Here is a 22,959-nt window from a genome sequence, read left to right as displayed (position 1 = left end):
ACGCCGCCCCTCCCGGCCCCACCCCTCCCGCTCCCGACCACGGCCCTGGCTCTCCCGACTCCTCCCCAACACCGCGCCCTGGCGGTCCTCCCGGGACTTCCGGCTGACCTGGACCTCCGGCACGATCACTCTCCTCGGCTCGATCTTCACCATGACGGCGATCCCCCTGCAGATCGCCGACCTCACCCACTCGCCGCTCGCCGTGGGCACCGTCGGCGCGGTCGAACTCGTGCCCACCATCCTGTTCGGCCTCTACGGCGGCGTCCTCGCCGACCGCGCCGACCGCCGCACGGTGGCCCTGGCCACCGAGCTCGCACTGGCCGCACTCAGTGCCCTGCTGCTGGCCAACGCACTGCTCGGCACCCCCGCCGTCTGGCCGCTCTACGTCGCCGCCGGGGTCGCGGCGGCCCTGCAGGGCATCCAGCAGCCCTCGATCGAGGCGATGATCCCCCGGCTGGTGCCGCACGATCAGCTGGTCGCGGCGGGCGCCCTGCTCTCCCTGCGCTGGAGCATCGGCGGGGTGGTCGGCCCGGCCGCCGCCGGGCTGCTGATCGCGACCGCCGGCGTCCCCGCGGCCTATCTGGTCGACCTCGGTAGCTTCCTGCTCTCGATCGCCCTGCTGGCCCGGGTCCGGCCCGTCCCCTCGGAACGGGACGCCGAGAAGCCCCGGCTGAGCGAGTTCACCGATGGCGCCCGGTACGCCGCACGGCGGCCCGACCTGATCGGCACCTACCTGGCCGACCTAGCGGCCACCGTCTTCGCCCTGCCCACCGCACTGTTCCCGTTCCTGGCCGAGGACCTGGACGCCACCTGGGCGCTGGGCCTGCTCTACTCGGCCAGTGCGGTCGGCAGCCTGACCGCCGCCGCGACCGGCGGCTGGACGGAGCGGGTGCACCGGCACGGCCGACTGGTGGTGCTCTCCGCCGCCCTGGTCGGCGTGGCGACGGCCTCCGCCGCCTTCGCCCCGAACCTGTGGACGGTACTGCTCTGCCTGGCCGTCGCCGGTGGCGCGCACTGGATCGGCGACACCTTCCGCAGCGCGATCTGGAACCAGTCCATTCCGGACGAACTCCGGGGCCGCGCAGCGGGGTTGGAGATGCTGATCGGCTCCGCCGGGCCCGCCCTGGGCGACCTGCGGGCCGGCGGCCTCGCCGCCCGGCAGGGCATCCGGGCCGCCCTGCGCACCGGCGGCCTGCTCTGCTTCGGCAGCGCCGCCGTCCTGTCCGCCGCGATCCCCGCGCTCTGGCACTACGACCAGCGCACCCACCCCGCCGAACCGGCCACCGAAGCCCCGACCGAACCCGCCGCCGAACCGGCCACCGAAGCCCCGACCGAACCCGCCGCCGAACCCCCGACCGAACCCGCCGCGAAGCCCACCCCATGACGACCCGAAGAGGCCGGATGAAGGTGTTGACGCCGACCCGGCGCCGGACGGTGGCCGCTTGGGCCGAGCCGGGCACCGCCACCCGCACGAGCCGCCACCCCCGCGAACCCCACCCGGGAGCCCCCGCCCCCCATAAGCCCTCACACCGTGAGCGCCCGCGCCGACGCCCGGATCGGTGCCGGGAGTTCGGTGCAGCCCCGCAGGTAGCGGTCGACCGCGGCGGCCGCCGCCCGCCCCTCGGCGATCGCCCAGACGATCAGCGACTGCCCGCGCCCGGCGTCACCCGCGACGAACACGCCCTCCGTCGTGGTGGCGAAGCCGTCGTCCCTGGCCAGCGTGCCCTCCGGGCCGGTGGCGAGGCCGAGTTGGGCGAAGAGCCGCTGGTCCGGTTCCGGCCCGGTGAAGCCCAGCGCGAGCAGGGCGAGTTGCGCCGGCAGGCGCTGCTCGGTGCCCGTCCGCGGGCTGCGGTCGGCGGGTTCGGCCTCGGCGAAGCGGACGGCGGCGAGCCGGCCGTCCGGGCCCGGCTCGAAGCCCACGGTGGCGGCCGCGAACAGCCGGGGCCCGGCCGCGACAGCGCCGGACTCCTCGTGCGAGGTGGTCTCCCGGTACACCTTGGGGTGGACGGGCCAGGGCTGCCCGGGCGCGCGGTGCTCCGGCGGGCGCGGGTTGATGTCCAGCTGGGTGACCGAGGCGGCGTGCTGGCGCAGCGCCGTCCCCAGGCAGTCGGCCGCGGTGTCCCCGCCGCCGACGATGACCACGTGGCGGCCCTCGGCGGAGACCGGTGAGACCGGGCAGTCGCCCTCGTCCACCCGGTTCGCCCAGGTCAGGTAGTCCATCGCGGGGTGCACCCCGGGCAGTTCGCGCCCGGGCACCGGCAGCTCCCGGCAGGCGGTCGCACCGACCGCGACGACCAGCGCGTCGTACCCGGCCCGCAGTTCCTCGCCCGCGACGTCCCGGCCGATCCACACCCCGGTGCAGAACGTCGTGCCCTCGGCCCGCAGTTGGTCGAGCCGCCGCTCCAGCCGGTGCTTCTCCAGCCGGAACGGCGGGATCCCGTAGCGCAGCAGCCCGCCGGGGCGGTCGGCGCGTTCGTACACCGTGGTGTCGTGACCGGCCCGGGTCAGCTGCTGGGCCGCGGCCAGCCCGGCCGGGCCGGAGCCGATCACCGCGACCCGCCCACGGCCACCCTGCCCACCGCCACCCTGCTCCGCCGGCCGCGGACCGTCCCAGCCCTCGGCCCAGGCCCGGTCGGCGATGGCCAGCTCCACGTTCTTGATGGCCACCGCGGCGCCGTCGATGGCCAGCACGCAGGCGCTCTCGCAGGGCGCCGGGCAGAGCCGCCCGGTGAACTCCGGGAAGTTGTTGGTCGCCAGCAGCCGGTCCGCCGCGGCCCGCCAGTCCTCGGCCGCCACCAGCCGGTTCCACTCGGGCACGAGGTTCCCCAGCGGGCAGGCGCTGTGGCAGAACGGCAGCCCGCAGTCCATGCACCGCTCCGCCTGCCCGCCCACCAGCGGCAGCAGCTCGCCGGGCCGGTACACCTCCCGCCGGTCCTCCAGCCGCTGCCGCGCGTCCCGCCGCGCCCGCTCCGCGCGCGGGGTGGTGAGGAAGGCCATCCGGTCTGCCATCGCGGCCTCCGGCAGGACGTGCCGACACGGACCGGGCGGCCCGCCCGGCGACCGCGGCACCGGGTGGCCGCCGTACGCCCGGTGTGGCCACCGTACGCCCACGGAGCAGCAGGCGAAAGCGCGGCCGTACGAGCCCGCCCGGCCGTCCTGCGGCCCCGCCGGTAACCGCCGTGAGCACGCCAGGGAGAATCGTCGCCATGACCCACACCGTGCTGATCGCCGAGGACGACCGGGCCATCCGCGAATCGCTCGGCCGCGCGCTGATGCTGGAAGGCTACCGGGTGCGCATCGCCACGAACGGTACCCAGACCCTGGCCGTCCTCGCCGAGCAGCGCCCGGACGTCCTGGTGCTCGACGTGATGATGCCGGAGCCGGACGGGCTGGAGGTCTGCCGCCGGCTGCGCGAGGCCGGCGACCGCACCCCGGTGCTGATGCTCACCGCCCGGGTGGAGGTCCCGGACCGGATCGCCGGCCTGGACGCCGGCGCCGACGACTACCTGGTCAAGCCCTTCGACGTGGAGGAGCTGTTCGCCCGGCTGCGCGCCCTGCTGCGCCGCAACCCGCCCGCCCCCGCCGCCGAGGTCCTGGCCGTCGCGGACCTGCGGATCGAGCCGCCCGCCCGGCGGGCCTGGCGCGCCGGGGAGGAGCTCGAACTCTCCCGCACCGAGTTCGACCTGCTGGAGCTGCTGACCCGGCACGCCGGAGCCGTCCTCGACCAGGCCACCCTGTACGAGCGGATCTGGGGGTACGACTTCGGCCCGGGCTCGAAGAACCTCGCCGTCTTCATCGGCTACCTGCGCCGCAAGCTCGACCGCCCCGGCCTGCCCCCGCTGATCCACACCGTCCGCGGCGTCGGCTACACGCTGCGCCGCCAGTGACCGGCCCGGCGGCACCCCGCCGCCCACACCTGCCGCGCACAGGCCTGCGCACCAACCTGCGCACAGCTCTGCGCACCCGCCCGCGCACCGGCCCGCGCACCGGCCTGCGCACCACGATCTCGCTCGCCTTCGCCGCAATGGCCGCGCTGGTGGCGGTGCTGATCGGCCTGCTCGGCTACCGCGCCGCCGCCCACCTGATCCGCGACGACGAGACGGACGACTTCACCTCGGCGGTCCGGGCGGTGAGCGGCCAGGTCGAGCGCGAGAAGCTGTACCCCGGGGACTTCAACAGCCCGAGCGGACTGAGCGAGCAGCTGCTGCACCCGATCCGGGTCACCGCGCAGGCCCTGACCGCCGACGGGGTCGTCCTCCCGGGCACCGCCCACCTCGACCTCCCCGCCACGACGGCCGACCGCGAGCTCGCCCGCGCCGACGCCCCCGCCCGGACGGTGACCGATGTGCGCCGCATCGGCGGCAACACCTGCCGGGTGGGCGTGGTCTCGCTCGGCGGCGGCCGCGGCGCCGTCCAGATCGTGCAGCAACTCGGCGACATCGAGGAGCTGTTGGAGAAGCTGCGCAAGCAGATGGTGGCCGTGGTGGCCGCGGTCGTGCTGATCGCGGGCGCGGTCGGCTGGCTGCTCGCCGGACGGATCACCGGCCGACTGGTCCGGCTCACCGACGCGGCCGAACTGGTCGCCGCCAGCGGCCGGTTGGACGTCCCGGTGCCCGCCGCCGGGACGGACGAGGTGGGCCGGCTCGGCCGGGCCTTCGACCGGATGCTGGTCCGGCTGGCCACCGCCAAGGAGAACCAGCGCCGTCTGGTCCAGGACGCCGGGCACGAGCTGCGCACCCCGCTGACGAGCCTGCGCACCAACCTCTCGGTACTGCCCTCCCTGGACCGGCTGCCCCCCGCGGAGCGCGCCGCACTGATGGCCGATCTGGCCGAGGAGGCACGGGAGTTGACCCAGCTGGTGGAGGAGCTGGTGGCGCTCGCGGCGGACCGCAAGGAGGACGAGGAACCGGTCGAGGTGGTGCTGGCGGAGCTGGTCCACGCGGCCGCCGCGCAGGCCCGGCGGCGCAGCGACCGGGAGATCACCGTGGACGCGGACGGCACCACCGTCACCGCCCACCCGGACGCGCTGGCCCGCGCGGTGGGCAATCTGCTGGACAACGCCGCCAAGTTCGACCCGGCCGGGGCGGGCCCGATCGAGGTCGTGGTGCGCGGCCCGCGCGTGGAGGTGCGCGACCGCGGCCCGGGCATCGAGGAGGCCGATCTCGACCGGGTCTTCGACCGCTTCTACCGGGCCACCGCCGCCCGCAGCCTGCCCGGTTCGGGGCTGGGCCTGGCCATCGTGCACGAGGTGGCCCGCTCGCACGGCGGCACCGCCTTCGCCGCCAACCGGGAGGGCGGCGGGGCGGTCATCGGCTTCACCCTCGGCCCCTGAACGCGTGCTCGACTCCTGAGCGCGTGCTCGACTCCTGAGCGCGTACTCGACTCCTGAGCGCGTACTCGGCTCCTGAGCGCGTACTCGGCTCCTGGACGCCCAGGACGACCCGAACTCACGCACGCGGGCGGGCCCGGTGCGCCGCTGCACACCGGGCCCGCCCGCACACCACCACCGTCAGACGGCCGCCAGCAGCCCCCGCCCGAGCCAGTCGGCGTTGTCCTTCACGCCGGGCAGGACGAAGAAGTACCCGCCGCCGGTGGGCGAGATGTAGTCCACCAGCGGCTCGCCGATGAGCCGGGTCTGGGTGGCCTCGAACTGCCGCACCACGTCCTGCTGGTAGCAGCAGAACACCAGTCCCATGTCCAGGTTGCCCGCCGTGTCGATGCCGCGGTCGTAGTTGAAGCCCCGGCGCAGGATCCGCGAGGCGTCGGTGTCGGCGGTGCGCGGGTTGGCGAGCCGGATGTGCGCGTCGAGCGGGATCGCCTTGCCGTCCGGGTCCTTGGCGTAGTCCGGCGCGTCGGTCTCCTGGTGGCCGTCCAGCGGCGCGCCGGTGTCGCGGCGGCGGCCGAACATCTTCTCCTGCTCGCTGAGCTTGACGCGGTCCCAGAACTCGATCAGCATCCGGATGATCCGGATCACCTGGTAGCTGCCGCCGGTCGCCCAGGCGGGCTCACCCGTCCCGTCGGTGACCCAGACCAGCCGGTCCATCTCCCGCGAGGAGGTGGTGTCCGGGTTGACGATGCCGTCCTTGAAGCCGAGCAGGTTGCGCTGGGCGCCGTCCGGGCGGGACTGGTTCTGGAAGCCGTCGATCCGCCAGAGGATCTGCATCGCGCCCCGGGTGTGCCGGGTGATGTCGCGCAGCGCGTGCAGCACGGTGTCCTGGCGGTCGGCGCAGATCTGCAGCGAGAGGTCGCCGTGCAGTTCGGCGGCCTGCAGGTTGTCGTTGGGGAAGGTCTTCATCGGCGCCAGCTTGACCGGCTTGGCCTTGGCCAGCCCGTAGCGGTCGTCGAAGAGCGAGGCGCCGACGCCGACCGTGACGGTCAGGTTGTCGGTGGGGACGGTCGGGCCGAGGATGCCGCTGTCCGAGGGCGGCGCGCCGACGCCGAGGTCCGGCGGGGTGCCGCCCGCGGTGAGGAAGCGGATCCGCTCGGTCAGGGTCTTGAGGAGCTCTTCGAGGCCCTTGCGGTCCTGGGCGATCGCCTGGCAGGAGACGAAGGCCGCGTAGCCGGGGGCGGGGGTGGTGATGCCGGCCTGGTGGTCGCCGTGGAACGGCACCGCGCCGCTCTTGGTCTGGTGGCTGTCCCCGGCGGCGGCCGGACCGGCGCCGAGGGTGAAGGCACCGCCGGCGAGCACGGCCGCTCCGGCGCCCGCGCCGAGCGCGGCCCGGACGAACCCGCGCCGGGCCGGCCCGGCCGGACAGCCGCCCTGCGCAGCGGGGGTCTCGACGACAGCCTTCTCGACGGCAGCGGTATCGGCAGCCGTCTCGGCAGCGGTATCGACGGCGGCGGCGGCGTGCGGGAAGGGGCAGGAGCCGGCGGCTGCGGTGTGGTCGGTCATCAGGCGGCCTTCCGGATCTCAAGCAGGGCGGGGACGGGAGCGAGGTCTTCGAGCAGCTGCCCGGTGGCGCCGTTGATCCGGCGACGGCTGTCGGCGGGGAGCCGGTCGACCGGGGTCCAGCCTTCGGGCGTACGGGCGGCGGCGACGAGGTCCCCGACCCGCTTCATCCCGGCGTTCACCCGGACCAGCACCTGCGGGTCACGCTCGTCGAGCAGCGGCTGCAGCAGCGTCAGCAGCTCCTGGGTGCCGGCCAGGTTGGCCTGGGTGGTGGCCAGGCTGGTGCCGCTGCCCATGTCGGTGTCGCCGGTGAGCTCGAACTGGAGGGTGTTCTCCAGGATCTCGTGGGCGCGCAGCGGCAGGTCGCTCGGCGCGAAGTCCTGCGTGGGGAAGTCGTGCACCAGCTTGGCGACGTTCTGCGCCAGCTCGTCGGCGACGGGCGTCAGGTCGGCGGCGGACTGGCCGTGCCAGAGGCCGTACTCCAGCCGCAGGAAGCCGGTGAAGCCCTTGTCCTGGTACTTGTCGGCGAGGCCGTCCGGCCGTCCGTCGATCTTGCCGTCGAGGTCGGCGAAGGTGCCGTAGGCGGCGCCCAGCGAGGCGTACTGCAGGTGCGCGACGAGCCAGTCGGCCCTGGCCGTGGCGAGGTCGCCGGAGTGCACGTCGGCCTGGAGCTTCTGGGTCTGCGTCATGAGGGTCGCCAGGCCCTGGTCGACGTACTCCTTGTAGGCGTCGAGCGGGCCCTTGAGGTCGTCCTCGGAGACCGGCTTGACGGCCTTGACCTCGCTGCCGCCGGTGATGTGCACGGCGGCGGAGGTGACGGTCTTCCCGCCGGTGGGCACGCAGCGCCAGGCGTAGTCGCCGGAGCCGATGGTGGCCGTCAGGGCCCGGGTGGTGCCGGGTGCCAGGCCTTCGATCTCGCCGTAGACCGCGCCGGTGCCCGGGTCGACGAGGTACACCTCGGAGACCTTGTCGCCGGTGTTGTGCAGCTGGAACACCTGCTGGCCGGGCTGCGGGGAGGCGAAGCCCTTTCCGCAGTCCTGCTCGGAGACGGACACGGTGGCGGTGCTGTCCTGCTTGCCGTCGCTGACCGCGATCACCGCTCCGGCCAGCACCACCGGCACGGCGACCAGCGCGGTCGGCAGCACCCAGCGCGGACGGCCCGGACGCACCGGCTCGGCATCCCCGGCCACGGCCCCGACCGCCCCGGACTCGCCCTTCGCGGACTCACCCTTCGCGGGAGCCGGCGCCGACGCGGGAGCCGTGGCGCCCGCACCACCCCGGACGCCCTCGATGAACATCGTCATCACGACGCCCAGGTACGCGACGTACCCGACGACCTGCAGGACCGTCATGGTGACGGTCAGGTTGAGCGTGCCCTGGACGAGCGTGGCGTACCAGGACGAGGCGTCCAGGTGCCCGCTCAGGTCGAAGGCGTACGTGCTGCCGCCGCCGACCAGGCCGGACTCCTGCAGGTCGCGCAGGCCGTAGCCGAGCACGCCCGCCGCGACGACGATCAGCCCGGCGCCGGTGATGGTGAAGAACCGGGTGAGGTTCATCTTCAGCGCGCGCCGGTACAGCGCCCAGCAGAGCCCGGTGGCGAGCACCAGGCCGACGGCCGCGCCGATCAGCGGCCCGGTGGACTCCCCGGCGGTGCGCACGTTGGTCCACAGGAAGAGCGAGGTCTCCAGACCTTCGCGGGCGACCGCGAGGAAGCTGGTGAGGACCAGCGCGCCGGCGCCGATCGCCAGCGAGGCCTGGACCTTCTCCTTCAGTTCGGCGGAGAGGGTGCGCGCCGAGCGCCGCATCCAGAACACCATCGCGGTGACGAAGCCGACCGCGATCAGGCTGAGCACCCCGCCGAACGCCTCCTGGGCGTGGCCGGAGAGGTTGGCGGCGGTGAAGGTGAGCACCGCACCGAAGCTCAGGCTGAGTGCGAGGGCCGCCGCGACGCCCGTCCACACCTGGGGCAACCGGGCCTTCTGGCCCGCCCGGACCAGCGTGGCGACCAGGATCGACACGATCAGTCCGGCTTCCAGGCCCTCGCGCAGCCCGATCAGGAAGCTGGGAAACGCCTCATCCCACATGCAGCGGGCTCCTCCCCCGGGCCGCCCCGGGTTGTCACCTGTCCTCGTTCCACTGCGGTGGCGGTGGAACGGCATGCCGAACGCCCCGGACGTCGTGGTCCAGGGCGCTTCGGCTTAGCTTAGGCAAACCTTAGAGCCGCGCTGGTCAACTGCACCCCTGCCCCAGGTAAGGGTTCGGTATGGGAACCCCCACGCGTCCCCCAAAACTGCGCGTCAGCGCGGTCGGCAGGGACGGCGCGGTCTGCGGGGGCGGCCCTTCACCCCCACCACTGCTCCGGCACCGGCTCCGGCTCGGCCGGGACCGTCACCGGTTCGGCGGAGCGCACCAGCAGATCACCGGCCTCCGTCTCGTCGACCAGGTAGCCGCACTCGCGCAGCACGAGGGCGGCCGCGCCGCTCAGCGCCGCCCGCGCCTCCCGGGTGGGCGGCCCGCCCGGCTCCGCGCCCGGTGTCCAGCCGACCACCACGCCCTCGGGGTGATGGCCGATCCACAGCGGTGAGGGGCCCGGCGCGGTGTCGAACCCGGCGCGGGCCAGGGCCTCGGTGACGTCCTCGAACAGTTCACGGTGATCCACCATTGGCGCAGCGTAGGCCGTGGGTCGCGCGACTCCCGGGCGCGGCGCGCGCCGAAACGGTTCAGCGGCACCCGACCGCAGCATCGTCGGCCGTTGGGCCGACCGGCGGCCAGCCGATCGGGCGTCAGGAGCCCCCGTCCGGCCCGACACGAGCGGCCGGACGGGCCGATGGACGTGCACAGTCGGGCCCCTGCCGACAGCATGACAGAGTAAGCGCCCCATCACCCTGAGCAACGGGTCCAGCGAACCGCCCCGGTCCGCGCGCCGGTCCGGCCGGCGGACCCGTATCGAGAGGTCCCATGATCACAACACTTCGCCGGCCGGGGTTCCCGCCGGCGGGTCTCCAGCACGCCGTGCCGAGGACGCCGGGGAGCCCGTCGTGAGAACCGACCAGCAGTCGCAGCCGGGACCGGTGACCAGCACGCGCGCCCAGCCCACGAACAAGGTCGAGGCGCTGGCCGACTGGACCGACGGCCGGCTCGGCATCTACGCCTTGGCCAAGTCCAATCTGCGCAAGATCTTCCCGGACCACTGGTCCTTCATGCTGGGCGAGGTCGCGCTCTACACCTTCGTCATCATCATCCTGACGGGCGTCTGGCTGACCCTCTTCTTCAACCCGAGCATGGGCGAGGTCGTCTACGACGGCTCCTACGTCCCGCTCAAGGGCATCCCGATGTCCGAGGCCTACGCGTCCACGATCAGGATCAGCTTCGAGGTGCGCGGCGGCCTCCTGATGCGCCAGATCCACCACTGGGCCGCGATCGTCTTCATCGCCTCGATGTTCACGCACATGCTGCGCGTGTTCTTCACCGGCGCGTTCCGCAAGCCCCGCGAGATCAACTGGATCTTCGGCGCGCTGCTGCTGTTCCTCGGCATGTTCGACGGGTTCATGGGCTACTCGCTGCCGGACGACCTGCTCTCCGGCACCGGCATCCGCTTCATGGAGGGCGCGGTCCTCGCCGTCCCGATCGTCGGCACCTACCTGCAGTTCTTCATGTTCGGCGGGGAGTTCCCGGGCACCGACATCATCCCGCGGCTGTTCACCGTCCACATCCTGCTGATCCCGGGGATCATGCTGGGCCTGCTCGCGGCGCACCTGATCCTGGTCTTCTACCACAAGCACACCCAGTTCGCCGGGCCCGGCCGGACCAACGAGAACGTGGTCGGGATGCCCCTGATGCCGGTCTACATGGCCAAGGCGGGCGGCTTCTTCTTCCTGGTCTTCGGCGTGGTCGCGGCGATGTCGGCGATCGCCACGGTCAACCCGATCTGGGCGTACGGCCCGTACCGGCCCGACCAGGTGTCCACGGACGCCCAGCCGGACTGGTACATGGGCTTCTCCGAGGGCCTGATCCGCGTGATGCCCGGCTGGGAGATCAGCGTCTGGGGCGGCCACACCCTGAACCTCGGGGTGTTCATCCCGCTGATGATCTTCCCGACCGTGCTGCTGCTCATCTGGTGCTGGCCGTTCCTGGAGGCCTGGGTCACCGGGGACCGCGGCGAGCACCACTTCGCCGACCGGCCGCGCAACGCCCCGGTCCGCACGGCCTTCGGCGCGGCCTGGGTGAGCCTCTACCTGATCCTGCTGGCCGGCGGCGGCAACGACCTGCTGGCCACCCACTTCCACCTCTCGATCAACGCGATCACCTACGCGGTGCGGGCCGGCTTCTTCGCCCTGCCGGTGATCGTCTTCGTGATCACCAAGCGGTGGTGCCTGGGCCTCCAGCGCCGGGACAAGGAGAAGGTGCTGCACGGCCGGGAGACCGGCGTCATCAAGCGGCTCCAGCACGGCGAGTTCATCGAGATCCACGAATCGCTGCCGCAGGCCCGGCTCCACACCCTCACGGCGCACGACCAGCCGCAGCCGACGGAACTGCCGCCCGAGGTGGACGAGAACGGCGTGGTCCGCAAGGCCGGACTGCTGACCCGCGCACGGGTCAAGCTGTCCCGCGGCTTCTACGGCCAGTACAGCCAGATCGCCAAGCCCACCGCGGAGGAGCACACCGAGGTCACCAGCGGCCACGGCCACCACTGATCCCGCTCCGGGCACGACGAGGGCCCGCCGCGCCGGCAACGGCACGGCGGGCCCTCAGCCTTGACCCGACCTCCGCGGGCTCAGCTCCGCAGGGCCGCCGGGACGACGGCGAACAGCGCCGCCGCCAGGGTGACGGAGAGGCAGAGCGCCGCCCAGCGGGTGCAGATCCGGCGGCACTCGCCGCGGTAGCGGGCGGCCAGTCGGCGGCAGCGCTCGACGGCACGGTCCACGACCTCCTCGGCGTAGCGCAACCGGTCGGCGGTGTAGGCCTGTTCGAGGCTCTCCCGCTCCGCCGCCGGCAGCCAGGGGAACTGTCCGGCGAAGGCCCGGGCGTCCCGCTCGGCCGCCGCGACCTCCGCCTCCCAGGCCAGGAAGCCCTCGATCCGGGCGAACTCCACCCGGGAGCCGGCCCGGGAGCCGCCCCCGTCCGGCCGTCCCCGGCGGGGGTTCCGCGTTCTCGGCGGACGCTGTCTGCCACCCATGACCGCTCCTCGTGTCCTGTCGGGTCGTCCCGTCGCAATACCTGCGGGGACGGGCCCCCGCGCGAGTTCGCTGCGCGAGCAGGCAACTACTACCAGCGACGAACCGCAGGCGGCAGGCGGCTCGCCACCGCCCCGTATGCCCGAAAAAACTTGCGTGCCGCGCACTCTTGCGTGCCACGCACTTTTTGCGCGACAGTGGTGGCCATGACGACGGATCGGCCCGGTCTGCGGGAACGGAAGAAGGCCGCGACGCGGGAGGCACTGAGCTGGGCCGCGCTGCGCCTGGCCGCGGAACGGGGGCTGGAGAACGTCCGGGTGGAGGACATCGCGGCCGCGGCCGGGGTGTCCCCGCGCACGTACAACAACTACTTCTCCAGCAAGGCCGAGGCGATCGTCTTCCGGCACCGCGACCGGGTCCTGCAGGCCGCCGCCGCGCTGCGGGCCCGCCCCGCGGAGGAGCCGCTGTGGGAGGCGCTGACCCGGGCCCTCGCCGCACCGTACGACGGCGCGGCCGAGGAGCCCGACCCGAGGTGGATCACCGCCATACGTCTGCTGCTGCGCGAGCCGTCGCTCCAGGCCGAGCTGACCCGCGGCGGCGCGACGATCCGGGCCGAGCTGGCGGCGGCGGTCGCCGCCCGGACCGGGACCGACGCCGACCGGGACCTCTACCCGAAGCTGGTCGCCTCGGCCGCGCTCTCCGCGTTGCAGGTCGCCAACGAGCACTACCTGGCGGCCGACCCGGTGGTGCCGTTCCAGCCGCTGCTCGGCGAGGCGCTCCGACAGCTCGCGGCCGGGCTGCCCGATCCGTCAGCCATGTGAACTCGCTTCATCCGAGGGGGATGTGGAATGACCAATGATGTCGTCATCGTGGGCGCCGGCCCGGTCGGGCTGTTCCTTGCCTGCGAACTGGCGCTGGCCGGAGTCCGACCGGAGGTCCTGGACCGGCTGCCCGCGCGCTCGGGCGCGCAGAAGGCCAACGGGCTGGTCGGCCAGGTGATCCGGCTGCTCGACCACCGCGGCCTCCACCAGCCGATCAGCGGCCTCCCGGGCGCGCCGCAGCCCGTGCCGCGCTTCGTGTTCGGCGCCTTCCCGCTGGAACTGCACCGGCTCGACCGGAACCCGCTGCACGCCGTGCCCGTGCCCCAGCACCGGATCGAGGAGGTCCTGGAGGAGCGCGCCCGCGAACTGGGCGTCACCGTGCGCCGCGGCTGCGAGGTCACCGGGTTCAGCCAGGACCCGTCCGGGGTGACGGTCGACTACCAGGGCCCCGACGGCGAGGGCCGGTTGCGCGCCCGCTACCTGGTCGGCGCGGACGGCGGCCGCAGCACCGTCCGCAAGCTCGCCGGGATCGGCTTCCCCGGCGTCACCTCGCCCGACCCGGTCTCGCGGATCGCCCACGTGCTGCCGCCCGAGGGCGCCCGGGTCACCGAGAGCGGCGACGTCCTGCTGCCCGGCTGCCCGATCCCGTTCCGCCCGTTCACCCACACCCGCACCGAGCACGGCGTGTTCGTACTCGCGCCCTTCAGCCCGGACGCCGCCATGGTCGCCACCATGGAGTGGGGCGGCCCGCCGGTCGACGAGGAAACCCCGCTCACCCTGGACGAGCTGCGCGCCAGCATCCACCGGGTGACCGGCGCCGACCTGACCCTCGCCCCGGCCCGTACGGCCGGCCCCTTCACCCCGCGCCGCCAGGCCGGCCACAACACCCGGCTCGCCGAGCGCTACCGCCAGGGCCGCGTCCTGCTGGTCGGCGACGCCGCGCACGTGCACGCCGCGACCGGCGGCCCGGGCCTCAACCTCGGCCTGCAGGACGCCGCCAACCTCGGCTGGAAGCTCGCCGCCGAAGTGCGGGGGTGGGCCCCGCCCGGCCTCCTGGACAGCTACCACCGCGAACGGCACCCGATCGGCGAGCGGGTCTTCATGCACTCGCAGGCCCAACTCGCCCTGATGGCCCCCGGCCCCGAAACCACGGCCCTGCGCGCCCTGTTCGGCGAACTGCTCTCGTACGAGGACAACCTCGGGCGGATCGCCGCGCTGATGGCGGGCAGCGACATCCGCTACGACACCGACTGCCCGCACCCGCTCGCCGGGCGCTTCGCGCCGGACCTCGCGCTCACCACCGCCGCCGGGCCCGTCCGACTCGCCGAACTCACCCGCAGCGGGCGCCCGTTGCTGCTCGACCTCACCGGCGGGGAGCACGCGGACCGCGCGGCGGGCTGGCAGGACCGGGTGGACGCCGTGGCCGCCGACTGCGCCGAGCCCCCGGCCGGCGCCCTGCTGCTGCGCCCGGACGGGTACGTCGCCTGGGCCTCGGCCGTCGGCGAGCCGGACCCGGACGGCCTCACCCGGGCGCTGCAGGCCTGGTTCGGCGACGCCCACGCCTGAGCACGCACACCCGGACGGACCGACCACCCGTGGCGATCCGCCGGTTCCGTCACACCTGACGCCCGGTCAACTATGGTCGTCGCCGGCACGTCCGGCCGGGCGGGCCGCCACCTGACGAGACGGGGAAACGGTGCGGATCGGAATCATCGGCACGGGCATGGTCGGGCAGACGCTGGGGAGCAAGCTGGTCTCGCTCGGCCACGAGGTGACGCTGGGCTCCCGGCGCAAGGACAACGAGAAGGGGTCGGCCTGGGCCGGGCAGTCCGGCCCCGGCGCCCACGCCGGGACCTTCGCCGAGGCGGCCGCCTTCGGCGACGTGGTGCTGAACGCCACCGGCGGGACGGTCGCGCTGGAGGCGCTGCGGGCCGCCGGGGCGGAGCACCTCGCGGGGAAGCTGCTGATCGACGTCTCCAACCCGCTGGTGTTCGCCCCGGACGGCCAGGTGACCCTCGACCCGGTGAACACCGACAGCGTCGGCGAGCGGATCCAGCGCGAGTTCCCCGAGGCCCGGGTGGTGAAGGCGCTCAACACCCTCAACTGCGATCTGATGGTGGAGCCGGGCCGACTGACCGGCGAGCACAACCTCTTCGTCGCCGGGAACGACGCGGGCGCCAAGGCCGAGGCCGTCGCGCTGCTCGGCGAGTTCGGCTGGCCGGCCGAGTGGATCATCGACCTCGGGGACGTATCGGCCGCCCGGGCGATGGAGATGCTGATGCCGTTCTGGCTGCGGATGATGCGGCACTTCGGCGACGCCGAGTTCAACTACTCCTTCCGCCGCCCCGCGTGAGGCGGACGGGTCCGGCGGGCGGGTGGGAGCCGCCCGCCGGACCCCAGGCGGGTGGGAGCCGCCCGCCGGACCCCGGGCGGGTGGGAGCCGCCCGGGGTGGGGGAGAATGGACGCATGTCCCGACGTCCTTCCGCGCCCCGCACCGCCGCTCCCCGACTGCTGCCCTCCTCCCCCTGCCCGTGCGGCCTGCCCGCCGCCTACGGCGACTGCTGCGGCCGGCTGCACCGCGGCCAGGCGGCGGCCGGCACCGCCGAGTCCCTGATGCGCTCCCGGTTCAGCGCCTTCGCCGCGCAGGACGAGGCGTACCTGCTGCGCACCTGGCACCCGGACACCCGGCCCGCCGAGGTCGACTTCGACCCGGCGCTGCGCTGGACCCGGCTGGAGGTGGTCTCCACCAGCGAGGGCGGCGCGTTCCACGCGGAGGGCACGGTCGCGTTCCGGGCGTACTGGACGGAGGGCCGCGAGGAGGGCGTGCTCACCGAGCACAGCCGCTTCGTGCGGCACGAGGGCGCCTGGGTGTACCTCGACGCCCTCTCGCTCGGCTGAGGCTCGCCCCCCGGGGGGCAGACCTACAGGTAGTCGTCCAGCCGCCCCAGGGCATAGCCGGCGGCGGTGACGTCGTTGACGACCTTGCGCAGCAGGTCCGGCATGGTCGCCTTCCAGATGTCGGGGCCCCGGAAGTGGGTGAGGATGATGTCGCCCGGGTGCAGCTGCCGGTCGTCGTAGCGCCACTCCATGTGGTCCGGGAAGGCCTCCTCGTTCCACAGCGGCACCGCCTGCACCCCGCAGGAGGCCGCCGCGCGCAGCGTGTCGTCGTTGTACTCGCCGTACGGCGGCCGGAACAGCCGGGGGCGGACGCCGATCTGCTGCTCCAGCTGGTCCTGCTGGTTGCAGATCTCCTGGCGCTGGGTCTCGTAGTCCAGGACCTTCAGGTTGCGGTGGTTGATCGTGTGGTTGTTGATCTCCACGCCCTGGGCGTGCATGTCGCGGAAGTACCCGTAGTTCTCGCGGACGAGGTAGTCGGACACGAAGGCGCTGAGCGGGATGCCCAGTTCCTCGGCCATCCGGGAGAACGCCGGGTCCTTCTCGGCACCGTCGTCGACGGTCAGGAAGACCACCTTGTCGTCGGTCGGCACCCGGTAGACCACGGGCGGGCGGCCTTCGGCGAGCTTGACGCCCTGCACGGGGGTGAGCTGGGCCCTGGTCGCCGGGCGCGGCGGGGCCTTCAGCGGAGGGGCCTCCAGGCCCCACCGCTGGGCGGTCTCCAGGACGGCCCTGACGTTCGCCTCCTGGCGGGCGACCGCCTCGCTGCTGGTCTCCTCCTCCTGCCGGGCCAGGCCGGGCAGCAGCGGCGGCGCGGCGGGTACCCGGCCCGCGCCGCGGTCGGCGGCCTCGACGGCGACTCCCGGCGCCGCGGCGGCCTCGGCGGCGGGGGCCGCGGCCGTGCGGGCCGGCTCCGCCTTGGCCGGGGCTGCCTTCGAGCCGGCGGGGCCGGCCGGAGCGGCGCAGCCGGCGACCACGGCGGAGAGGCAGACGGCGGCCAGCAGGCCGGTCCGTGCACCGCCCCGGCGCTTCTGACTCCCCCTCAAACCCCCGTTAATCTGACAAGCTGATGGTCTGTCCATAGCTGCACTGCTCCCCCACCGCGCACCCCCGCCAATCCCCTCGTCACCCGCCCGGGGCAACGGCGCGCCGGACGCCTTGCCGTTCCTTTGCCGTCCGCCCGCACCGGCCGCCTGCCGGGCCCGCACCGGCCGGCCGTCGGACCAGCCCGGAAAACCGATTGCGGTGCCCTGACCAGGCGGTCGATCATGCGCGCATGACGAACGACGCGCCCCGCCGCCCCGACCTCTGGACCGTCGCCACGGCCGACGTGACCACGCCCGAGGCCCTGGAACTGCTGCGCGAGTACTACTACGACGTGGCCAACCGCTACTACCGCCTGCACCTCGGCCGGGAGGGCACCCCCGAGCAACTGGAGTCCGGGCTCGCCGACTCCCCCAGCGACCACCTCGCCGCCCCCGACGGCCGGTTCCTGATCGGCCGTCACGACGGCACCGCCCACGCCTGCGCCGGGCTGCGCCGGCTCGACGCCACCACCGTCGAGCTGACCCGCGTCTACGTCCGCCCCGAGCTGCGCGGCACCGGCGGCGGCGCCCGCCTGCTCGCCGCCGTCGACGAGGCCGCCCGAGCCCTCGGCGCCGAGCGGATCGTCCTCGACACCCGCCTCGACCTGGTCGAGGCCCGCGCGCTCTACCTCCGCAACGGCTACCGGGAGATCCCCGCCTACAACGGCGGCCCGTACGCCGAGGTCTGGTACGGCAAGGAGCTCACTGCCCTTGAGCAGACCGTGAGTTGATCCGGTCGGCGCTGCGCCGGTCCGCCAGGGCGGCCGCCAGCTCGGCCTCGGACGGCGGGTTGGCGCCCGGGCGGGCGACGGTCAGGGCGGCGGCCGTCACCGCGTGGGTCAGGCAGGTCGGGAGGTCGGCGCCGGTCGCGCGGGCGTACAGGAAGGCGGCCATGAAGGAGTCCCCGGCCCCCACGGTGTCCGCGACCGGCACCGGGACGGCCGGGGCCTGTGCGCGTCCGCCCTCGGCGGTGCGGGCGAACGCGCCCTCGGCGCCGAGGGTCACCGCGACCACGGAGGGCCCCAGGGACAGCCAGCGCTCGGCGACCGCCTCCGGCCGCTCGCCCGGGTAGAGCCAGGCCAGGTCCTCGTCGCTCGCCTTCACCAGGTCGCTCAGCGCCACACAGCGCTCGACCCGCCGGAGCGCCTCCGCCCGCTCCCCCATCAGCGCCGGGCGCACATTGGGGTCGTAGCTGACCGGCACCCGCCCGCGCCACCGCTCCACCAGCGCCAGCACCGCCGCCGCGCCCGGCTCGGTCACCGCGCCGATCGATCCGAGGTGGATCGCGGCGGGCGCCTCGGCGAGCTCCGTCGGCGGGAGCGTCCAACCGATGTCGAAGGTGTACCGGGCCCGGCCCTCGCCGTCCAGCCGCACCACGGCCGACGGCGTCCGCGCCACCTCCGCGGCCCGGACCAGCACGCCCGCCGACTCCAGGTGCGCGCGGATCAGCCGGCCGTTGTCGTCCGGCCCCAGCTCGGTGAGCAGCGTAGCCGGGCGGCCCAGCCGGGCCAGGCCGTACGCGACGTTCGCGGGGCTGCCGCCGGGGTGCACCTCGTCCGGGGCGCCTTCCGAACGGACGATGTCGGCCACGCACTCACCGATCACCAGAACGGGCGGAACTGGGCTGGTCACGGCGGCTCCTGGCATCCGGTACGCGGGCGTCCTCTCGTCCGCCAGCCTACGGGGCGCACCGGGCGGGCAGCACCGGGGCAGCACAGTACGGCCACACAGTACGGCCGCCGGACCTGGCCAGGTCCGGCGGCCGTGGCTCGTCCGTCAGGGGACGAGGCACTTCCGACGCTAGGGGGCCGGCGGGGGCCGCGCCATCACCGTGAGCCGTCCGGGGGACGACGGTGTGTCGTCGGGCCCCGGAGCGACGATCGGACCGATCGTGCCCCCGCCGGTCCGAGGTCCACGAGGGCGTGTCTGACAATTCGCGTCGGATCAGCGCGCGGCGCTGGGGTGCGTGCATCGCAAGACGGAGGTGGGGGTACCTCCCGGCCGAAGGCTGGGGGAGCGTCGCCTCGCAGACGGGGGTTCGAACACGGGCCCGAAGCGGCTGGTGCACGCCCCGGCGCGCCGGTTTGCGTCCGACCGCCCCGTGTGCGCTCCTGACCGGCAGGGGCGGGTGGGGCCATGGTGGTTCCCACGGCCCGCCCGCCGCCCGGCCTGAGTCCCGGTCGGCTCGCGGGCCGTCCAACGTCTTCGCGCGCGGCTGCCGCCGTAACCCTTCCGGCGCAGTCTCGTTGGACCGGCCATGAAGAAGCGCAGCATGCTCGCCGTCGCCTCGCTCGCCGTGGGCTTCGTGGCCTCCCTCACCGCGCCGAGTGCGCACGCCAGTGCCGTCGGCGGGCAGGAGGGTCTGCCCGGGCCGCTGAGCAGCGCGCCGGACCTGGTGCCGGGCCAGGTCGGCGACGCGGGCGGTGTCGTCGGGCAGGCCACCGGTTTCGTGACCGGCTCGGCGGACGGGCTGATCGCGGTCACACCGACGTAGGGCCGTACCCTCCCGCCCGGTCAGGACATCGGCGCTCCGAGGTCCTGGGTCCAGTACGGCGTGCCGGCCGAGTTGGTCGCGAGGCCGACGCCGATGTCCTTGAAGCCGCAGTCGAGCATGTTGGACTGGTGGATGCCGCCGTCCATCCAGCGGGCGAAGACGGCGGCCGGGGTGGTCGGGCCCCGGTCGAGGTTCTCGCCCCACTGGGACCAGCGGTAGCCGACGGCGGTGATCCGGGCGTCGGCGCGGACTCCGTCCGGGTTCACGTGGTCGAAGAAGCCCCGGGTGGCCATGTCCTCCGCGTGCTTCTGGGCGGCGGTGTGCAGCCGGGGGTCGATCCGCAGCGGTCCGCAACCGGCCTTGGCGCGCTCGGCGTTGACCAGGTCCACCAGCTGGCGCTCCGGGTTGGGCGCCGGGGCCGCCGTGACCGTACGGGTCGGGGTCGGCGAGGGGGTGGGCGTCGGGGTCGGGGTCTCCGTGGGCGTGGGCGTCGTCACGGGCGAGGGGACGACCGCCACCGGGGCGGCCGCGACCGCCGGGGTGTCGAGGGCGGTGGCCGGTGAGCTGGGCTCCGGCGCCGCGGCCCGCGGGGGCTCGGCTTGCTGCGGCCAGACCAGCGCGAGGGTGGTCACGGCGACCGCGGCGGCCGCACCGCTCGCCAGGACGGCCTTGCGGGCGGCGGTGCCGGCCCAGCCGCCGTGGCCTCCCGCGCCGGCGTGCGCGCCGGCTCCCGACCCGGAGCCGGTGCCCAGGCCCGTACCGGACCCCGCTCCGGCTCCGGTTCCGACTCCGGCAGCGCTCTGGGCCGCGACGGTGGCCGCGGTGTGCTGGAAGTGCAGCAGCAGGGGCGAGTCGAGCGGGATCGGCACCAGGACGAGGCCGGCCAGCAGTCCCTCGGCCGGGAACAGGTCGCGGCCGAGGCCGTCGCAGGCGGCGCAGCTGCGGATGTGGCGGGCGATGCGCTTGCGCCAGACCGAGTTCGGGGTGCCGTCGAAGCCGGTGGTGACCTCGGTCAGTCCCGGGCAGCGGGGGTAGGCGCCGAGCGCGCGGACGACGACGCGGCCGGCTTCGAGCTGCTTCTTCATCCGCTGGACGCGGACGGCGGTGTGCTGGGGGCTCAGGTCGAGGGCTTCGGCGAGTTCGGCGCGGGTGAGTTCGCCGGCGGCCTCCATCCACCACAGGGCGAGCAGTTCGCGGTCGTCGGGGTCGAGCCAGCGGGTGGCTTCGGCGACCTCGCGGCGCTGGCCGGAGAGGCCGAGGCGCAGGATGGTGAGGTCGGTGAAGTCGGCCCGCGGGTCGGCGACCTCCCAGGTCTCGTCCAGCCCGCCGACGGTCGGCTGCTGCTGGCCGGCGGCGTGTCGGCGGCGGACCTGGTTCATGGTGATGGCGACCAGCCAGGAGCGGAACGACTCCGGGTCGCGGAGCCCGTCCAGCCCGTCCAGGGCGCGAATCATGGTCTCCTGCGCGACGTCGTCCACGTCGGCGTGGCCGCCAAGGGCGCGGCCGGCCACGTTGTAGACGAGCGGCAGCCAGGCGGCGACCAGCGCCTCCTGGGCCTGCCGGTCGCCTGCCTGCGCCGCGAGTACCAGGGTCGTTCCGGCCCTGTTCTGCACATCAGCGTTCATGGTCCGCACTCCGTCTTGCCGTGTTTCCGTCCGCCGCTGCCTCCTCGGAGACCCGTGGGGAGTGATCAGATAACAACAATGTGCGCGGAATCGGAAAATCGGCCCGGCTCGACGACCGCATCGGGCCGGTCGGTGCGGGCGGGAGCGAGGGCGGAGGCGAGGGGCGGGGGCTCGGACGGGGGCGCGGGCGTGGCCCGTACGAGGGCGGGTCAGGCCGGGGCGGCGAACACCTGCGTCCACCACGGGCCGCCGGAACCGGTCCGCACCCCGACACCCAGTTGCTTGAAGGCGCAGTTCAGGATGTTGGCGCGGTGGCCGGGGCTGTTCATCCATGCGTCCATCACGGCGGCCGGATCCTTCTGGCCGCGGGCGATGTTCTCGCCCCAGGTGCTCCAGCGGTAGCCGGTGGCCTCGATCCGGTGGTCGGCGTGGTAGCCCTCGGGGCTGGCGTGGTCGAAGTAGTTGCGGTCGGCCATGTCGTCGCTGTGCGACTGGGCCGCGCTCGCCAGCCGCGGTTCGCTGCTGACCGGTCCGCAACCGGCCTTGGCGCGCTCGGCGTTGACCAGATCCACCACCTGCTGCGCGTACGAGGCGGAAGCGCCGCCGCCCACCGGGGTGGCCGGCGCGGAGGCGGTCCGCCGGGCGGTGGTCGGCGCTGCGGCCGCGGCGGCGGTCCGGGTGGCGCTCGCGGTCGCCTTGGCGGCGGAGTCGGAGGCGGCCGGGCTCGGGGTCGCGGGCGCCGGTGCCGTCGGGGAGGCCGGGGTGGTGGCGGACGGGGTGGCCGGGGCGCCCGGGTCGGCGGCCGGGGCGGTGGCCGGGTCGGTCGCCGCCGGACTGCCCGACGGCACCGGAAGGGCCGGGTCCGCGACCCCGGCGCCGGGCACCTGGATGCCCGCGTGCGTACCGACCTCGGCGGCGATCAGCGCATCGGCGGCCAGCGCCTGGCCCGCGACGTCCCGGTCGGTCTGCTTGCCGCCGTACGCCGCGTACCCGGCCCCGGCCAGCGCGGCTATCAGCCCGGTGCCCGCCACCGCCGCGACCACCGCGGTGACCGGCACCAGCCCGCCACGCCGCCGCGCCCGACGCCCCCGGCCGGCGTGCCGCTCGGCGGCCCGCCGGGCGGCCCGGCCACCGGGGCGGCCGTGGGCCCCGCCCGCACCGCCGTCCTCTCCCGTCGCCGGGAGGATGGTCGTCCTGTCGTCGCTGTTCACGTGGTCACGCTTTCTGTCTCCGGGCCGGCTGGTCGGGTGCCGACACCTGGGAGACCTCCCGGCAGCGCGCCGATAACAGAAAGTCCGAACGAATGTCCGGCGGCTCGGTCGCGGCCGTAGGACGTGACTAGCTCGACGGGGCGTCCGGAGCCATGTCGTAGGTGAGGAACGGGGTCCGGGTGGCGACCTGGTCGTACTTGCCGCGGGCCCGGTAGTTGGTCTCGGAGGTGATCCAGCGCACGGTGTTCCAGCCGCGCTCGGCGGCGATCTCCCGCAACCGGGCCAGCAGCAGGTCCACCGCCCCGCCGCCGCGCACCTGCGGCACGACGAAGAGGTCGTCCAGGAAGCAGCCGACCGCCCCGTGCAGCGGCCGGGAGAACGGCCGGTAGTGGGCGAGCCCGACCGGCCGCCCCTCGCCGTCCCGAACCAGCAGCCCGGACAGTTCATGGGCCGGATCCATGAGCCAGGACCACACCAGCCCGGCCTTCTCCTCCGGGCACGGCACCCGGTAGAACTCGCAGTACCCACCGAAGAGTTCACGCCAGGCGGCGAAGTCGGCGGCCTCGGGCCCGGACACGCGCCAGCGGGCGGTGGGGTTGTCGCTCATCTGAACCTCCTAGGAGACCCCGGCCTTTGGGTCGGGGAGGATTTGGACTTCCTGCGGGGCAGGGCAACGGGCTGCGATTCGCCGTCAAGGCGGACCGCAGTGCTCTGACCCGCAGATTTGATCCTTGACCTGCGGCATCGCTAGCTTGTGAGCGTGA

At 74.3% G+C, this 22,959-nt stretch carries 20 protein-coding genes; 10 read left to right on the top strand and 10 right to left on the bottom strand.

Features of this window, described 5'->3' with window-relative positions; all coding sequences use genetic code 11:
• Window positions 1-1,384 (top strand): MFS transporter (locus OP86_RS28520; RefSeq protein ID WP_245231836.1); only part of this gene is annotated, 1,384 nt, incomplete at its 5' end.
• A 140-nt stretch (window positions 1,385-1,524) separates the two neighbouring features.
• On the opposite strand, the gene OP86_RS28515 is transcribed toward OP86_RS28520, so the two are convergent.
• Window positions 1,525-3,009: a glutamate synthase subunit beta gene (locus OP86_RS28515; protein ID WP_030260090.1), complete on the bottom strand. Its 1,485-nt coding sequence runs from the start codon at window positions 3,007-3,009 to the stop codon at window positions 1,525-1,527.
• Between the two features lie 197 nt (window positions 3,010-3,206).
• Between OP86_RS28515 and OP86_RS28510 the strand changes: the two genes are divergently transcribed.
• Together OP86_RS28510 and OP86_RS28505 are read left to right on the top strand one after the other, a co-directional pair.
• Complete coding sequence (locus OP86_RS28510) at window positions 3,207-3,887, top strand: response regulator transcription factor (RefSeq protein WP_030062391.1); 681 nt, start codon at window positions 3,207-3,209, stop codon at window positions 3,885-3,887.
• On the top strand, window positions 3,884-5,332 hold the full coding sequence (locus OP86_RS28505; protein ID WP_234435071.1) for a sensor histidine kinase: 1,449 nt from the start codon (window positions 3,884-3,886) through the stop codon (window positions 5,330-5,332). The genes OP86_RS28510 and OP86_RS28505 overlap by 4 nt, the downstream gene beginning before the upstream one ends.
• 177 nt (window positions 5,333-5,509) lie before the next feature.
• On the opposite strand, the gene efeB is transcribed toward OP86_RS28505, so the two are convergent.
• The 3 genes from efeB to OP86_RS28490 form a co-directional block, all read right to left on the bottom strand.
• Window positions 5,510-6,892 carry an iron uptake transporter deferrochelatase/peroxidase subunit gene (gene efeB / locus OP86_RS28500; RefSeq protein ID WP_030260086.1) on the bottom strand — a complete coding sequence of 461 codons (1,383 nt, stop codon included), beginning with the start codon at window positions 6,890-6,892 and terminating at the stop codon, window positions 5,510-5,512.
• The gene (efeU, locus tag OP86_RS28495) at window positions 6,892-8,973 is read right to left on the bottom strand and encodes an iron uptake transporter permease EfeU (RefSeq protein WP_030062388.1); all 2,082 of its coding nucleotides are present in this window, start codon (window positions 8,971-8,973) and stop codon (window positions 6,892-6,894) included. The genes efeB and efeU overlap by 1 nt, the downstream gene beginning before the upstream one ends.
• A 257-nt stretch (window positions 8,974-9,230) precedes the next feature.
• Entirely contained in the window at window positions 9,231-9,551 is a 321-nt protein-coding gene (locus OP86_RS28490) for a hypothetical protein (RefSeq protein WP_030062387.1), read from the bottom strand.
• A 409-nt stretch (window positions 9,552-9,960) separates the two neighbouring features.
• On the opposite strand from OP86_RS28490, the gene qcrB reads away from it, so the two are divergent.
• Window positions 9,961-11,583, top strand: coding sequence for a cytochrome bc1 complex cytochrome b subunit (gene qcrB / locus OP86_RS28485; RefSeq protein ID WP_030260083.1), 1,623 nt, complete (start codon window positions 9,961-9,963; stop codon window positions 11,581-11,583).
• A gap of 80 nt (window positions 11,584-11,663) precedes the next feature.
• Here the strand turns inward: qcrB and OP86_RS34055 are convergent, their stop codons facing one another.
• A complete protein-coding gene (locus tag OP86_RS34055) occupies window positions 11,664-12,065 on the bottom strand; it encodes a cytochrome C oxidase subunit I (RefSeq protein WP_157849862.1) in 402 nt (133 codons plus the stop codon).
• A gap of 204 nt (window positions 12,066-12,269) precedes the next feature.
• Here OP86_RS34055 and OP86_RS28475 point away from each other — a divergent pair, with 204 nt between their 5' ends.
• From OP86_RS28475 to OP86_RS28460, 4 genes are all read left to right on the top strand, one after another.
• A complete protein-coding gene (locus OP86_RS28475; RefSeq protein WP_030062383.1) occupies window positions 12,270-12,884 on the top strand; it encodes an acyl-CoA-like ligand-binding transcription factor in 615 nt (204 codons plus the stop codon).
• Between the two features lie 27 nt (window positions 12,885-12,911).
• The gene (locus OP86_RS28470; RefSeq protein ID WP_030260079.1) at window positions 12,912-14,450 is read left to right on the top strand and encodes an FAD-dependent monooxygenase; all 1,539 of its coding nucleotides are present in this window, start codon (window positions 12,912-12,914) and stop codon (window positions 14,448-14,450) included.
• A 130-nt stretch (window positions 14,451-14,580) separates the two neighbouring features.
• The gene (locus OP86_RS28465; RefSeq protein ID WP_030062380.1) at window positions 14,581-15,237 is read left to right on the top strand and encodes an NADPH-dependent F420 reductase; all 657 of its coding nucleotides are present in this window, start codon (window positions 14,581-14,583) and stop codon (window positions 15,235-15,237) included.
• A 114-nt stretch (window positions 15,238-15,351) separates the two neighbouring features.
• Window positions 15,352-15,783 carry a YchJ family protein gene (locus OP86_RS28460; protein ID WP_030062379.1) on the top strand — a complete coding sequence of 144 codons (432 nt, stop codon included), beginning with the start codon at window positions 15,352-15,354 and terminating at the stop codon, window positions 15,781-15,783.
• 23 nt (window positions 15,784-15,806) lie between these two features.
• Here the strand turns inward: OP86_RS28460 and OP86_RS28455 are convergent, their stop codons facing one another.
• The gene (locus OP86_RS28455) at window positions 15,807-16,826 is read right to left on the bottom strand and encodes a polysaccharide deacetylase family protein (RefSeq protein WP_051830849.1); all 1,020 of its coding nucleotides are present in this window, start codon (window positions 16,824-16,826) and stop codon (window positions 15,807-15,809) included.
• A gap of 230 nt (window positions 16,827-17,056) precedes the next feature.
• Here OP86_RS28455 and OP86_RS28450 point away from each other — a divergent pair, with 230 nt between their 5' ends.
• Window positions 17,057-17,596 (top strand): GNAT family N-acetyltransferase, encoded by a 540-nt coding sequence (locus OP86_RS28450; RefSeq protein ID WP_030260072.1) that lies wholly within the window; start codon window positions 17,057-17,059, stop codon window positions 17,594-17,596.
• Here the strand turns inward: OP86_RS28450 and OP86_RS28445 are convergent.
• On the bottom strand, window positions 17,568-18,497 hold the full coding sequence (locus OP86_RS28445) for a carbohydrate kinase family protein (RefSeq protein WP_033333793.1): 930 nt from the start codon (window positions 18,495-18,497) through the stop codon (window positions 17,568-17,570). The two genes, OP86_RS28450 and OP86_RS28445, sit on opposite strands and share 29 nt — an antisense overlap.
• A 625-nt stretch (window positions 18,498-19,122) precedes the next feature.
• On the opposite strand from OP86_RS28445, the gene OP86_RS28440 reads away from it, so the two are divergent.
• Window positions 19,123-19,359, top strand: a complete 237-nt coding sequence (locus OP86_RS28440) for a hypothetical protein (RefSeq protein WP_030062374.1) — start codon at window positions 19,123-19,125, stop codon at window positions 19,357-19,359.
• Between the two features lie 20 nt (window positions 19,360-19,379).
• Here the strand turns inward: OP86_RS28440 and OP86_RS28435 are convergent, their stop codons facing one another.
• From OP86_RS28435 to OP86_RS28425, 3 genes are all read right to left on the bottom strand, one after another.
• Window positions 19,380-20,984, bottom strand: a complete 1,605-nt coding sequence (locus tag OP86_RS28435; protein ID WP_051830853.1) for a sigma-70 family RNA polymerase sigma factor — start codon at window positions 20,982-20,984, stop codon at window positions 19,380-19,382.
• A gap of 209 nt (window positions 20,985-21,193) precedes the next feature.
• Window positions 21,194-22,195: a CAP domain-containing protein gene (locus OP86_RS34050; RefSeq protein WP_051830846.1), complete on the bottom strand. Its 1,002-nt coding sequence runs from the start codon at window positions 22,193-22,195 to the stop codon at window positions 21,194-21,196.
• A gap of 127 nt (window positions 22,196-22,322) precedes the next feature.
• On the bottom strand, window positions 22,323-22,802 hold the full coding sequence (locus tag OP86_RS28425; RefSeq protein ID WP_030062371.1) for a GNAT family N-acetyltransferase: 480 nt from the start codon (window positions 22,800-22,802) through the stop codon (window positions 22,323-22,325).
• Window positions 22,803-22,959: the final 157 nt, after the last annotated feature.

It is taken from the genome of Streptomyces novaecaesareae, from assembly GCF_000716875.1.
In the GTDB taxonomy this organism is placed as follows: Bacteria; Actinomycetota; Actinomycetes; order Streptomycetales; family Streptomycetaceae; genus Kitasatospora; species Kitasatospora novaecaesareae.
Note: the sequence above shows the minus strand (reverse complement) of the source record. Positions and strands in the feature narration are given on the sequence as shown.

What these genes read in the sequence shown, in the direction of transcription:
- OP86_RS34055 (WP_157849862.1), bottom strand. Translation starts at nt 12,065, where the DNA reads ATGGGTGGCAGACAGCGTCCGCCGAGAACGCGGAACCCCCGCCGGGGA.
- OP86_RS28510 (WP_030062391.1), top strand. Translation starts at nt 3,207, where the DNA reads ATGACCCACACCGTGCTGATCGCCGAGGACGACCGGGCCATCCGCGAA.
- OP86_RS28490 (WP_030062387.1), bottom strand. Translation starts at nt 9,551, where the DNA reads ATGGTGGATCACCGTGAACTGTTCGAGGACGTCACCGAGGCCCTGGCC.
- OP86_RS28450 (WP_030260072.1), top strand. Translation starts at nt 17,057, where the DNA reads ATGACGAACGACGCGCCCCGCCGCCCCGACCTCTGGACCGTCGCCACG.
- OP86_RS28435 (WP_051830853.1), bottom strand. Translation starts at nt 20,984, where the DNA reads ATGAACGCTGATGTGCAGAACAGGGCCGGAACGACCCTGGTACTCGCG.
- efeU (WP_030062388.1), bottom strand. Translation starts at nt 8,973, where the DNA reads ATGTGGGATGAGGCGTTTCCCAGCTTCCTGATCGGGCTGCGCGAGGGC.
- OP86_RS28470 (WP_030260079.1), top strand. Translation starts at nt 12,912, where the DNA reads ATGACCAATGATGTCGTCATCGTGGGCGCCGGCCCGGTCGGGCTGTTC.
- efeB (WP_030260086.1), bottom strand. Translation starts at nt 6,892, where the DNA reads ATGACCGACCACACCGCAGCCGCCGGCTCCTGCCCCTTCCCGCACGCC.
- OP86_RS28475 (WP_030062383.1), top strand. Translation starts at nt 12,270, where the DNA reads ATGACGACGGATCGGCCCGGTCTGCGGGAACGGAAGAAGGCCGCGACG.
- OP86_RS28460 (WP_030062379.1), top strand. Translation starts at nt 15,352, where the DNA reads ATGTCCCGACGTCCTTCCGCGCCCCGCACCGCCGCTCCCCGACTGCTG.
- OP86_RS28440 (WP_030062374.1), top strand. Translation starts at nt 19,123, where the DNA reads ATGAAGAAGCGCAGCATGCTCGCCGTCGCCTCGCTCGCCGTGGGCTTC.
- OP86_RS28425 (WP_030062371.1), bottom strand. Translation starts at nt 22,802, where the DNA reads ATGAGCGACAACCCCACCGCCCGCTGGCGCGTGTCCGGGCCCGAGGCC.
- OP86_RS28515 (WP_030260090.1), bottom strand. Translation starts at nt 3,009, where the DNA reads ATGGCAGACCGGATGGCCTTCCTCACCACCCCGCGCGCGGAGCGGGCG.